Annotated in this window: 13 protein-coding genes, 2 tRNA genes and 1 other annotated feature; of the genes, 5 read left to right on the plus strand and 10 right to left on the minus strand. The window is 54.2% G+C overall.

Features of this window, described 5'->3' with window-relative positions:
- Positions 1–192: 192 nt before the first annotated feature.
- Both GM298_RS22100 and emmdR read right to left on the minus strand, forming a co-directional pair.
- Positions 193–268: transfer RNA gene (locus tag GM298_RS22100), tRNA-Asn, on the minus strand.
- A gap of 103 nt (positions 269–371) precedes the next feature.
- A complete protein-coding gene (gene emmdR / locus GM298_RS22105; RefSeq protein WP_120262340.1) occupies positions 372–1,826 on the minus strand; it encodes a multidrug efflux MATE transporter EmmdR in 1,455 nt (484 codons plus the stop codon).
- A 161-nt stretch (positions 1,827–1,987) separates the two neighbouring features.
- Here emmdR and GM298_RS22110 point away from each other — a divergent pair.
- Positions 1,988–2,063 (plus strand) — tRNA-Asn (locus GM298_RS22110).
- Between the two features lie 53 nt (positions 2,064–2,116).
- Complete coding sequence (locus tag GM298_RS22115) at positions 2,117–2,452, plus strand: gamma-glutamylcyclotransferase family protein (protein WP_095450349.1); 336 nt, start codon at positions 2,117–2,119, stop codon at positions 2,450–2,452.
- A 47-nt stretch (positions 2,453–2,499) separates the two neighbouring features.
- Here GM298_RS22115 and GM298_RS22120 read toward each other — a convergent pair whose 3' ends face one another.
- The 4 genes from GM298_RS22120 to dacD all read right to left on the minus strand — a co-directional run bounded on the left by GM298_RS22120 (position 2,500) and on the right by dacD (position 5,904).
- The gene (locus tag GM298_RS22120) at positions 2,500–2,835 is read right to left on the minus strand and encodes a DUF496 family protein (RefSeq protein ID WP_008499467.1); all 336 of its coding nucleotides are present in this window, start codon (positions 2,833–2,835) and stop codon (positions 2,500–2,502) included.
- Positions 2,836–2,993: 158 nt separating this feature from the next.
- Entirely contained in the window at positions 2,994–4,052 is a 1,059-nt protein-coding gene (locus GM298_RS22125; RefSeq protein WP_025759299.1) for an FUSC family protein, read from the minus strand.
- A gap of 92 nt (positions 4,053–4,144) precedes the next feature.
- Positions 4,145–4,618 carry a DNA gyrase inhibitor SbmC gene (sbmC, locus tag GM298_RS22130; protein ID WP_025759300.1) on the minus strand — a complete coding sequence of 158 codons (474 nt, stop codon included), beginning with the start codon at positions 4,616–4,618 and terminating at the stop codon, positions 4,145–4,147.
- 119 nt (positions 4,619–4,737) lie between these two features.
- Positions 4,738–5,904 carry a serine-type D-Ala-D-Ala carboxypeptidase DacD gene (dacD, locus tag GM298_RS22135; RefSeq protein ID WP_025759302.1) on the minus strand — a complete coding sequence of 389 codons (1,167 nt, stop codon included), beginning with the start codon at positions 5,902–5,904 and terminating at the stop codon, positions 4,738–4,740.
- 198 nt (positions 5,905–6,102) lie between these two features.
- Here dacD and sbcB point away from each other — a divergent pair, with 198 nt between their 5' ends.
- Complete coding sequence (gene sbcB / locus GM298_RS22140; protein WP_407719140.1) at positions 6,103–7,539, plus strand: exodeoxyribonuclease I; 1,437 nt, start codon at positions 6,103–6,105, stop codon at positions 7,537–7,539.
- A 122-nt stretch (positions 7,540–7,661) separates the two neighbouring features.
- On the opposite strand, the gene plaP is transcribed toward sbcB, so the two are convergent.
- From plaP to GM298_RS22160, 4 genes are all read right to left on the minus strand, one after another.
- Entirely contained in the window at positions 7,662–9,020 is a 1,359-nt protein-coding gene (gene plaP / locus GM298_RS22145; protein WP_014832589.1) for a putrescine/proton symporter PlaP, read from the minus strand.
- Complete coding sequence (gene yoeI / locus GM298_RS22150; protein WP_099458931.1) at positions 9,010–9,072, minus strand: membrane protein YoeI; 63 nt, start codon at positions 9,070–9,072, stop codon at positions 9,010–9,012. The genes plaP and yoeI overlap by 11 nt, the downstream gene beginning before the upstream one ends.
- A 219-nt stretch (positions 9,073–9,291) precedes the next feature.
- Positions 9,292–10,221 (minus strand): LysR substrate-binding domain-containing protein, encoded by a 930-nt coding sequence (locus tag GM298_RS22155; RefSeq protein ID WP_025759305.1) that lies wholly within the window; start codon positions 10,219–10,221, stop codon positions 9,292–9,294.
- A 42-nt stretch (positions 10,222–10,263) separates the two neighbouring features.
- Positions 10,264–11,088, minus strand: a complete 825-nt coding sequence (locus GM298_RS22160) for an SDR family oxidoreductase (protein WP_025759306.1) — start codon at positions 11,086–11,088, stop codon at positions 10,264–10,266.
- A gap of 175 nt (positions 11,089–11,263) precedes the next feature.
- Here GM298_RS22160 and hisL point away from each other — a divergent pair, with 175 nt between their 5' ends.
- Entirely contained in the window at positions 11,264–11,314 is a 51-nt protein-coding gene (gene hisL / locus GM298_RS22165; RefSeq protein ID WP_001364200.1) for a his operon leader peptide, read from the plus strand.
- Positions 11,290–11,413 (plus strand) — a sequence feature (His leader region). Its footprint overlaps the gene before it by 25 nt.
- 45 nt (positions 11,414–11,458) lie before the next feature.
- Positions 11,459–12,358, plus strand: coding sequence for an ATP phosphoribosyltransferase (hisG, locus tag GM298_RS22170; protein WP_000886595.1), 900 nt, complete (start codon positions 11,459–11,461; stop codon positions 12,356–12,358).

A 12,358-nucleotide genomic window follows, 5' to 3' on the forward strand; every position in this document is an offset into this window, starting at 1 on the left:
TGCGATGGTGCGGGACAATAAAAAATGGGTGGCAGGTTAGTCGTCAGCCGTTGACTTTAAACACAGCTGCTCACCCCAACCCTCTCCCACGGGAGAGGGTGCACACACTAAAAACGGCAACCGGGTTGCCGTTTTGCATTTACCTTGCGCAGAAAAGCAAAAAGCCTGCTTTAAAAGCAGGCTTTTTAAATTTGGCTCCTCTGACTGGACTCGAACCAGTGACATACGGATTAACAGTCCGCCGTTCTACCGACTGAACTACAGAGGAATCGTGTGAACGGGGCGCATATTATCGATGCTCCCCCATGATGTCAAAGGCAGAATGCATATTTCCGATCGTTTGCCGAATTATTCTCCATTTCGCGCAATTGTCAGGCATTCTGTCGCGGGTATTTCCACAGCCAGCGCCCGCTGACCATGCGCCAGTAGAACAGCGCGCCGCGCACGGCCCAGTCGAGGAACATCCCCAGCCAGACGCCGATCACGCCCCATCCGAGCATCACCCCGAGCGTATACCCGGCAACGACGCGACATCCCCACATGCCAAGCATTGAAACCCACATCGCAAAACGGGCGTCCCGCGCGCCTTTCAGACCGGCGGGCAGTACCCATGAGGCCGCCCAGATGGGCATAAAGGCCGCGTTGAGCCAGATGAGGATTTTAACGACCTCTTTCACGTCATCTTCGTGGGTATAGAACGAGGCCATCAGCCCGGCAAACGGCGCAGTGCCCCAGGCAATCAGCGTCAGCCCAATCGTCGACAGCCAGAACACGTGACGCAACTGTCGCTCCGCCTGGCCTATCTGCCCTTTCCCGAGCCGTTTCCCGGTGATGATGGTCGATGCCGACCCCAGCGCGTTACCCGGCAGGTTAATCAGCGAGGCAATGGAAAAGGCAATGAAGTTACCGGCGATAACGTCGGTGCCCATCCCGGCGACAAACATCTGCGTCAGCAGCTTCCCGCCGTTAAACAACACCGATTCAATGCTCGCGGGAATACCAATCCCCATGACTTCCCAGATAATGGCGAAATTAAAGGGGCGAAAATAGCTTTTCAGCGTAAGACGCAGCGAAGGCGTGATCCCCGCCATCAGCACCCCAATAATGGCCGCCGCACCGATATAGCGTGAAATGGTTAACCCCAGCCCGGCGCCGATGAACCCCAGTCCATCCCATGAGAACACGCCGTAGATCAGCACGCTGCTGATCATGATATTCAGGATATTCATTCCGCCGTTGATCAGCAGCGGGATTTTGGTATTACCCGCCCCACGTAGCGCGCCGCTGCCAATCAGCGCAATGGCTGCCGCCGGGTAGCTTATGACGGTCATCTCGAGATAGGTCAGCGCCAGGTCTTTTACCTCACTGGTGGCTTCCCCGGCGACAAAGTCGATAATCTCTTTACCGAAATAGTGGATCAGGGCCGCCAGAACGATCGAAAAAATAGTCATGATCATCAGCGACTGGCGGGCCGCCTCGCGGGCACGTTTGGGGTCAAGCTTGCCAAGGCTAAAGGCCACCACCACCGTGGTCCCGAGGTCTATAGCGGCAAAGAACGAGATCACCACCATGTTAAAGCTGTCCGCCAGCCCTACCCCGGCCATCGCCTCTTTCCCCAGCCAGCTCACCAGGAAAGTGCTCAGCACGCCCATTAACAGAACGCAGGTGTTTTCCAGAAAGATAGGCACAGCAAGCGGGGTGATTTCACGCCAGAACAGAACACGATAGCTTTTACGTTTTGCATACCATGGCGTACGCGTTATCGCCTGGCGTAAGGAGGCAGTGACGTTCAAAATGGACCTTAGCGAGAAAAGTTGAAACTCCATTTCAAATGATGGGGGACAAATGCTAATCCTGCAAAGTATTTTCCTTAAAAAGATGTGTGGATTTACAACAAACTGATGACAGAATCAGCAATCAGTCGTTTTTCTCTAAGATCAGGTTTGACAAAACTTTTTTCGCCGCTAAGATAAGCCTCCACAACGATTCCTCTGTAGTTCAGTCGGTAGAACGGCGGACTGTTAATCCGTATGTCACTGGTTCGAGTCCAGTCAGAGGAGCCAAATTTAAAAAGCCTGCTTTTAAAGCAGGCTTTTTGCTTTGCGGATGGGGGAAAATGAACGCTCTGTTTGTCTACGGCACGCTGCGCCCGGGCCACTCAAATGCGCATATTCTGGAAAACATCGGCGGCGAATGGCTGCCCGGCTTTGTATCCGGCACGTTTTACGAACGCGGCTGGGGCGCTGCAGCTGATTTCCCGGGGATCGTGCTCCACCCGGATGGCCCCCGCGTTGAAGGCTATCTGTTTATCTCTGATAACCTTGCCACACACTGGCCAATGCTGGATGAATTTGAAGACGGCTACGATCGGGTTGAGGTCATGGTGACGACCCATGAAGGTAAACGGGTAAATGCCTGGATTTATCAGCTTCAGCCGCGTTCTGAATCATAAAAAAAGGCTCTCTGTCACCAGAGAGCCTTTTTCACGATTCGTTGCGATTACTCGCTTTTTGCTTCGCCGTTTTTGATTTCGCCCATCACTTTCAGCTTCTTAGAGATGTCACGACGCTCTTTGGACAGCTCAGCGTTTTTGATGATGTAGTCATCAACGCGGTCTTCATAGTCGCTCTTCATGCTGGCGATGATGCCCTGAATAGCTTCAACGCTCATACCCGGCTTGATGTAGTCGCTCAGGTTGTCGAGCAGCAGAACACGTTTCTGGTTGTCACGGATCTTCTTCTCAACGTCCTGGATTTCACGCTGCAGCTTGTTTTTGCGGCGGAACAGGCGGACGAATTCCAGAACATCCTGGAACGAAGGCTTGGTAGTTTCCATTTTTACACCCCTGATAATGTGAGATTCGGATTCGTTAAAGCAACCGTTGTAACAATAACCTTACTGACAGCGGCTGCGAATGACAATGGCTATATCGTTTAAAGCTATCATAACCCCAATTGCTGCTGAATCGAAGCAGCAGGCGTCACATACGCCTTTTATTTGCGCAGCGCCCGGCAAATCAGGTGCGATAACAGCTCGAGCTGTCGCGCCAGCTCCATGCTTAGCCAGACATAACCGTGAATCGGCGTTTCTGCCACGTTGTCGCTCTGCCGCTCGTTGATCAGCAGCTTCAGCTCCGCCACGATTTCGTTGAGACGTTCGCTGTTCGCCAGGATCGGCTGCGGGTTGCCTTCGTAGAGCGCATGAGCGATGGTCAACAGCGTTTGCTGCGTCATCATCTGAGTCTCTTTGAGGGTCTGCGCGTTAAGCATCAACAGGTGACTGGGGCGCGAGGCCCAGTGCGCATTGATTTGCAGCTCAAGCATGCACACCAGGTTGCGGCTTACCGTCTGGATGGCTTCGAAAATCGCTTTCTGAATATGGGTTTCCTTGCTGGCGGGCGTGATCAGACCGCGCATTTTGACCACGTCGTTGAGGATTGTTTGCAGATGCTTTTCCAGCCGGGGACGTTCAACCAGGTTTGGAGAAAAACCGGCCTGATAGACGCGGTTAAATGCGGTCACATAGTTGGCCATCTGAATACGCCAGTGCAAGAAAGCGCGCTGCGGCCAGATACCGGTGAAGAGCATCGCCAGCAGTGAACCGAGGATAACATCCCCGCTTCGCCAGAGCGCGGTAGTCATATCCCCGGCAGGGGCGCCGACCACCACCGCGAGAGTAATACCAATCAGCAATGCCTGATATGGCTTTTTGCCCAGCGCCAGCCAGCCGCACAGGAACATGGCAGCACCACACCATGCCAGCATGACCGGAAACGAAATAAGCTCCAGCTTCAGGGCGATAAGCCCAAGTGCCGAGCCTGACACGGTCCCACCAATTCGCTCGAAGGCGCGTGGGACGACGTTTCCCCAAAACGAGATGGGCCCCATCACCACCACCAGCGTGATCAGCGGCCACGTCCCTTCCGGGATATCCAGCAAACGGACCAGTACAAACGTCAATACGAACGCCAGCGCAATGCGACACCCATGCACCACGCGGTAGTGTTTGTATAACCGAATTTCAAAAGGGGTTAATGATTTGTCGGGACGCACACCCGCTCTCCAGCTACACGGCAAATCACAATTGTACTGTGTTTTCAGCCGGGCGGATCGCTCCCGGCTGAAAAACCCTTCATTTAACAGGCTTAAACGGGTTTATGCTCTACCGCGATAAACATCTCAATATCCCAGTAGCCGTCTGCATTGCCGTCATTGAGATAGCGCTCGAAGCAGGGTTTGAGCGCCATCTGGTATTTATTGTCCTGCAACAGGGAATTGAAGAACTGGTACCACGGCGTCGCGAAGTCGTAGTTTTCCACGCGGGCCGTTGCCACAGCATAGTCCCCGCCCGCGATTTCCGTCATCATGACGCCTTCACTGTTTTCCGGAATGATGAAATCGTCCGGCACCGTGACGGCCGTATCACAGCGCAATTTTTCTGCCGGGACCTCATCCGGGTTGTCGTAGTAGACCGCAACCCACTCCAGCGGCTGAATGTGACGCCCGTCTACCCACATCACCAGCTGTTCAAAGCCCTGTTTTACCGTATGTTCCCACGGCCCGACCAAATGAAAACCGGCAATCTTACGTTTCTGTTGCTGCTTAATGCTGTAGTCCATGCTGCCTCCATTTATCACTGTATATTTATACACTATAAAGCGGATTGTGCGGGTTCAGCAAACGTGAAGTGTTTATTATGTGAGCAGACTCGCAACCCTGCCAGTCTGCTCAACGGCACTTAAAGCGCGTGATGCAGATAATCGCTCAGGCGGGAGAACATGCCGCCTTTATCAACGGCTTCCAGCGTCACCAGCGGCCAGTGCGCCACCACTTTGTCGCGATCATAGAGCTGGATCTCCCCGACCCGCTGATGCGCGGCAATCGGTGCTTCCAGCTCTTTTTTGTCCAGCACGTACTTAGCTTTGATGTTTGGCACTTCCGCTTTCGGCAGGGCCAGCCAGAAGTCCTGGTCGGTGCCCAGTTTCACCTGTTCTTTATCGCCGTACCAGATTCGCTCTGTCCCCACCTTTTTACCGTTATGCAGGATCTGGACGGTATCGAAATTCTGCTGCCCCCAGTGCAAGAGTTTCCGGGCCTGGTCCTCACGCCCTTTCGGGCTGTCCGCGCCCATGACCACAGCAATCAAACGACGCTGACCGTCAACGGCAGACGCAATCAGGTTAAAGCCAGCCCCCGAGGTATGCCCCGTTTTCAGCCCGTCCACATTCATGGTTTTATCCCACAGCAGACCGTTGCGGTTTTGCTGGGTGATCCCGTTCCAGGTAAGGCTCTTTTCGCTGTACATATGGTAAAACTCAGGCTCGCCGTGGATGATGGCCCGGGAGAGGACGGCTAAATCGTAGGCCGAACTGTGCTGGCCCGGCGCGTCCAGACCGTGGACGGTTTCAAAGTGCGTATCGCGCAGGTTCAGCTTTTGTACATAGTCATTCATCATCTTCACAAACTGCGGCTGGCCGCCCGCCACGTGATCGGCCAGCGCCACGCAGGCGTCGTTACCGGAATCGACAATCAGACCGCGGCTCAAATCGCGTACGGAGACACGATCGCCCTCTTTCAGGAACATGAGCGACGATCCGTCAAAAACCGGGTTCCCTTTGGCCCACGCATCACGGCCGACGGTGACAATGTCGTCCGGCGAGATACGATGGCTGTCAATGGCCCGATCCACCACATAGCCCGTCATCAGCTTGGTCAGGCTCGCCGGATTACGTTGTTGATGTTCGTTGCCCGCCGTTAAGATCTGACCAGTCGTGTAATCCATCAGCACCCAGGAGCCCGCCTGAATGGCCGGAGGCTGCGGCGAAAAATCCAGTGGTTCGGCCGCAAAGGCAGATGAGACACTCGAAGCGAGTAAAGAAACAGCAATAAACAGACGGCGTTTCAACGGTATATCCTCAGGTCATTAAAAATCGATGACCTTTTTACGGGAGTTCCGCTGTCGTTACCTGGCTTAATTGCAAAAAAATGTGACAGAACGCATATTTTTCTCTGAAGACGACGCGCAAATTTGCGACGCAGCGGCGCTTTTTATTCGGTCTGACCCGCACGATCGTTTACCATAGTGACGTCAATTTTTAACAGGATGGTATTACTGGTGTCTGACTCTGCCGCACGCCCGACTTTTTTATTCCACGACTACGAAACCTTTGGCACACACCCGGCGCTGGACCGACCGGCGCAGTTTGCCGCCATCCGCACCGACGACGAATTCAACATCATTGGCGAGCCTGAGGTTTTTTACTGCAAACCCGCGGATGACTATCTGCCTCAGCCCGGCGCGGTGATGGTCACCGGGATCACCCCTCAGGAAGCGCGGGAGAAAGGCGTTAACGAGGCAGAGTTCGCCCGCCGCATACACGATCTGTTTACCGTTCCCCATACCTGCGTGGTGGGGTACAACAACATCCGTTTTGATGATGAAGTGACGCGCAACATCTTCTATCGTAACTTCTACGATCCCTATGCCTGGAGCTGGCAGAACCGCAATTCGCGCTGGGATTTGCTCGACATCATGCGCGCCTGTTATGCCCTGCGTCCTGAAGGCATCATCTGGCCCGAAAATGAAGAAGGACTCCCCAGCTTCCGGCTGGAGCACCTGACGCGCGCCAACGGCATTGAGCACAGCAATGCCCACGACGCGATGGCGGACGTCTATGCCACCATTGCCATGGCGAAACTGGTGAAAACTGCACAGCCCCGGCTGTTTGAGTATCTGCTGAGCCATCGCAACAAGCAGAAACTCATGACCCTTATCGACGTACCGCAGATGAAACCCCTGGTGCATATTTCCGGCATGTTTGGTGCCTGGCGCGGCAATACCAGCTGGGTTGCCCCGCTGGCGTGGCATCCGGACAACCGTAATGCGGTCATCATGGTGGATTTAGCCGGTGATATTTCACCGCTGCTGGAGCTCGACAGCGATACCCTGCGCGAACGGCTGTACACGCCGAAAAATGAACTCGGCGATCTGCCTGCGGTACCGGTCAAACTGGTGCATATCAACAAATGCCCGGTCCTGGCGCAGGCGAATACGCTGCGACCGGAAGATGCGGACAGGCTGGGCATTAACCGCCAGCACTGCCTCGATAACCTGAAAGTACTGCGTGAAAATCCGCAGGTGCGGGAGAAAGTGGTGGCCATTTTTGCCGAAGCCGAGCCATTTGTGCCGTCTGAAAACGTGGATGCTCAGCTGTACAATGGGTTCTTCAGCGATGCCGATCGCGCGGCCATGAATATCGTTCTGCAAACCGAGCCGCGTAACTTACCGGCGCTGGATATCACTTTCGCCGATAAACGCATCGAAAAATTGATGTTTAATTACCGGGCGCGTAACTTCCCCGGCACGCTGGATGAAGCGGAACAGGAACGCTGGCTGCAGCATCGTCGCAACGTGTTTACGCCAGAGTACCTGCACAGCTATGCACAGGAGCTGGAGATGCTTTACGGCCAGTATGAAGGGAATGCTGAGAAACAGGCACTGTTGAAATCTCTGTTCCAGTACGCGCAAGAGATAGTTTGACCGATGGGTATAAAAAAAGCCGGAGGCGATGTCTCCGGCTTTTTTTGCCCGTTGGCGCAGCGCTTACGCGGGCCTACGGGTTTTGTAGGTCGGGTAAGGCGTAGCCGCCACCCGACACAGTATTACGCGACGTCTTCGTACTGCGGAACCGGGTTACGGAAGCTCTTCGTGACGCAGGCCAGATAAACCAGGCCGATACCCGCCCAGATCAGGCCAAGCACCATTGAGCTCTCTTCCAGGTTAACCCACAGCGCACCTACGGTCAGCGCACCACACATCGGCAGGAACAGATACTGGAAGTGATCTTTCAACGTTTTGTTGCGCTTTTCACGGATCCAGAACTGAGAGATAACCGACAGGTTAACAAAGGTGAACGCCACCAGCGCACCGAAGTTAATCAGCGCCGTTGCCATCACCAGGTCAAAATTGATTGCCAGAAGCGCAATAGCCCCCACCAGGATGATGTTCATCGCCGGGGTACGCCAGGTTGGGTGAACGTAGCCGAAGAAGCTTTTCGGGAATACGCCATCACGACCCATAACGTACATCAGACGCGCAACGCCTGCATGAGCGGCCATACCGGACGCCAGTACAGTGATGGTGGAGAAGATCAGCGCGCCAACCTGGAACGCTTTACCCGCCACATAGAGCATAATTTCCGGCTGAGACGCATCCGGATCCTTGAAGCGGGAGATATCCGGGAAGTACAGCTGCAGGAAATAGGTCGAGAAAATAAAGATCAGACCACCAATCAGCGCCGTCAGGAAGATAGCACGCGGGATCACGCGCTCTGCATCTTTGGTTTCCTCAGACAGGTTGCTGATCCCGTCAAAACCGGTAAAGGAGAAGCAGAGAATGGTCGCCCCGGTAATCATCGGGATCACATGCGCATCACCAGACCAGAACGGCTTGCTGCTCGCCAGCGTACCCGCGCCTTCGCCGTGGAACACACCGTAGATCACCATGCCAAGAATAACGGCAATCAGCACAACCTGAAGCACAACGATAACGGAGTTAAAGTTGGCGACAGACTTAATGCTGCGCAGGTTAAAGGCGGTCATAAAGGCCACCAGCGCCACGACGAACATCCAGGATGGAATCGACGGCACCAGCGCTTCAAAATAGATTTTTGCCAGCAGAATGTTGATCATCGGCGCGAACAGATAGTCGAGCAGCGAAGACCAGCCCACCATAAAGCCTACTGTCGGGCTGATGGATTTCTGGGCATAGGTGTAGGCGGAACCCGCAGACGGATAGCGACGCACCAGTTTACCGTAGCTCAGCGCGGTAAAGAGGATCGCCACCAGCGCGAAGGCGTAAGCCGTCGGCACATGACCGTCAGTGAGGCCTGATACGATACCGAATGTATCAAACAGCGTCATTGGTTGCATATAGGCCAGACCCATCATGACAACCGGAATCAACGTAAGCGTTTTACGTAATTCCACGCGAGAGGTGTTTGGAGTTGCGTTATGCGACATAGTTATTCTCCTTTACGGTGATAACCGCCACGTAAGCGAAAAATTGCCCCATTTCTTTCTTCCTCAGCGACAACAACTGTCGGATTTTAGTAAATATCTATCCGGTACGAAGCCCGGCCTCTTGGTTTTTAGTTTCGTTTCGTACATGCAAAAAAAAATAACCGACGCCTTTTATATCGTCGATTATTCATTTGGTTGCAGCGGCGGCATTTTGCCCCACATCGGATACAAAAGGCAATACTTTGCAACGCAGCGGGGAATTTTCTTTTTGCTAACTGGCTGATTTCTCGACACTGCCCTGAGCATAAACAGCAGCGATAGCACTATTTGCTAAAATTTCGTCCCGCCACCAGGCACTGGCCAGCCCGGCGGTCTGTTCATTCCAGCCCACCCACACCGATTCGTTGCTGTTTTGAGCAAGTACCTGTTTTTCAACAAGCGCACCGCTATCGATAAAGCGCTGCGCCAGATAGCGGGGTAAATAGCCGCAACCCAGACCGCTTATCTGCAGCTCCAGCTTGGTTTTAAAGTCAAAAACGGTAATCGCTTCCTGTTCATCAAGCAGTTGCGAGGAAACCGCACATTCCGGACGCGAACTGTCGCCAACCACTATTGCGCGGTAACCCTTAATCACGCGCCGGTTTATAGGTTCAGGCTCCTGCGCCAGCGGATGATGTGGCGCCACGGCGAAGACCTGCTCCAGCACGCCCAGGCGGGCAAAACCAAAATCACTCAACTGGGGAGGCTCATGGAGTGCACCAACAAAAATGTCTGCCCTGCCCTGGGTTAAGGCATCCCAGGATCCGCCCAGCACGCCATTGATGAAAATAAGCCGGGTCACGCTGTGGTGCTGGTAGAAGGCCTCAATCAACGGCGTCAGGAGAGAAAAGGGAAAGGTGTCATCCACGCCAATCACCAGCTCGTTTTCCCACCCCTGATGAAGCTTAACGGCCTGTTTTTCCAGTTCGCGAACGGTATGGAGGACTTCACGTCCTTTTTCCAGCAGCATTTGTCCGGTACGGGTGAACCGCGCGCGATGCCCGGAGCGATCGAGGATCTGAATATTGAGATCGCTTTCCAGCTTTTGAACGGTGTAGCTCAGCGCGGAAGGGGTTTTGAAGAGCTTTGCCGACGCAGCCGCAAAGCTCCCCTCTTTTTCCAGTGCATCCAGAATAATTAGAACATCCAGCAGCGGTTTCATGCTCGCCCCCCTTCTGGTGTGCGATCGTCTCCGCTGCGGGACTTATTCCATGGGCATCACCAGCGGATCGGGATACTGATACTCAAACCCCAGCTCATGACAAATGCGATTGCCATCAACAACTTTGCCTTTACCACCATCCTTTGCTTCCCCAAAAACCGGCGGAGCCAGACCCAACTGACGTGCCATCAGCGGGTAAAACGTGCTGCGCGTCGGATGAGACGGTGCACATATATTATAGATGTGTCCACCTTTTGGAGCCTGTAAGAGTAGTTCAATCGCGGCAATCACATCGTCTAAATGCACCAGATTGACGACATGCTGACCGTCTGGCGCAGACTTACCGGCAAAAAAACGTCCCGGATGGCGCCCGGGTCCAACCAGTCCCGCCAGACGCACAATATCAACCTGCGTACCGGGCAGATTATGCAGCCAGTCTTCCAGCTCTTTCAGAACCTGCCCGCTCGCGGTCACGGGACGGCGCTCGGAAGTCTCTTTTACGACGCCTTCCACCTCGCCATAGACAGAGGTCGAACTGGTAAAAATAATGCGGGGAACATGGTGCGCCAGTGCGCTGTCGACAATCTCCTGCATCGCCTGCAGATAAAATGACTCACCCGGCCCGCTGCGCCGGGCGGGTAAGGTGATCACCAGCGCATCGACGTTCATCAGCGTGTCCAGATCGTCAGCATCACATATCAGCTCCGGCTCAAGACGCAGCTCAACGCCATCAATACCGCACATGCGCGCTGCCTCGACCCCATCCGCTGTGGTTTTGCTTCCGGTCACCTGCCAGCCTTTTGCGGCTAATGACATCGCCAGCGGCATTCCCAGCCACCCTAAACCGACAATCGCGACCTTTTTCATGCGAATTCTCCTGACTCTCACTCGTCTTTCATAAGGCTACGCCAGCCCGGCAGAACACACAATTCATAGCATCAATATGAAATGAATTAATGATCAAAAAAAGCCCTTGCAATATGTCGCACAACTGGTTTAGGTTAAAAGACATCAAATGAATAAGCATTCATCGAGAATTTATATGACACGCGTTCAATTTAAACACCACCATCATCACCATCATCCTGACTAGTCTTTCAGGCGATGTGTGCTGGAAGACGTTTGGATCTTCCAGTGGTGCATGAACGCATGAGAAAGCCCCCGGAAGATCTTCTTCCGGGGGCTTTTTTTTGGACCGAATTCAGACAGGTTAAAACAGGTTAACGAGGAATAAAGAATGTTAGATAACTCACGCTTACGCATAGCTATTCAAAAATCAGGCCGTTTAAGTGATGATTCACGCGAACTGCTGGCCCGCTGCGGGATTAAAATCAACCTGCACACCCAGCGCCTGATTGCTCTGGCTGAAAACATGCCCATCGACATTCTGCGCGTGCGTGATGACGATATTCCCGGCCTGGTCATGGATGGCGTCGTTGACCTTGGCATCATCGGTGAAAACGTGCTGGAAGAAGAGCTGCTGACCCGCCGTGCGCAAGGGGAAGATCCGCGTTACTTCACCCTGCGTCGTCTGGATTTCGGCGGTTGCCGCCTGTCGCTGGCGACGCCGGTTGATGAAGCCTGGGACGGCCCGGCCGCGCTGAACGGTAAACGTATCGCCACCTCCTACCCTCACCTGTTAAAGCGTTACCTGGACCAGAAAGGCGTGCAGTTTAAATCCTGTCTGCTGAACGGCTCAGTTGAAGTGGCTCCGCGCGCGGGTCTGGCGGACGCCATCTGTGACCTGGTTTCCACCGGCGCGACGCTGGAAGCGAACGGCCTGCGCGAAGTGGAAGTGATCTACCGCTCCAAAGCATGCCTGATCCAGCGTGACGGCGAGATGGCCGATGCCAAGCAACAGCTGATCGACAAACTCCTGACCCGTATTCAGGGCGTGATTCAGGCGCGTGAATCCAAATACATCATGATGCACGCTCCGACCGAGCGTCTGGATGAGGTGATTGCCCTCCTGCCAGGCGCTGAGCGCCCGACCATCCTGCCGCTGGCGGGCGATCAGCAGCGCGTCGCGATGCACATGGTGAGTAGCGAAACCCTGTTCTGGGAAACCATGGAAAAACTGAAGGCGCTGGGGGCAAGCTCCATCCTGGTGCTGCCAATTGAGAAGATGATGGAGTAA

The organism is Enterobacter sp. HSTU-ASh6, assembly GCF_026319105.1.
GTDB classification, from domain to species: Bacteria; Pseudomonadota; Gammaproteobacteria; order Enterobacterales; family Enterobacteriaceae; genus Enterobacter; species Enterobacter sichuanensis.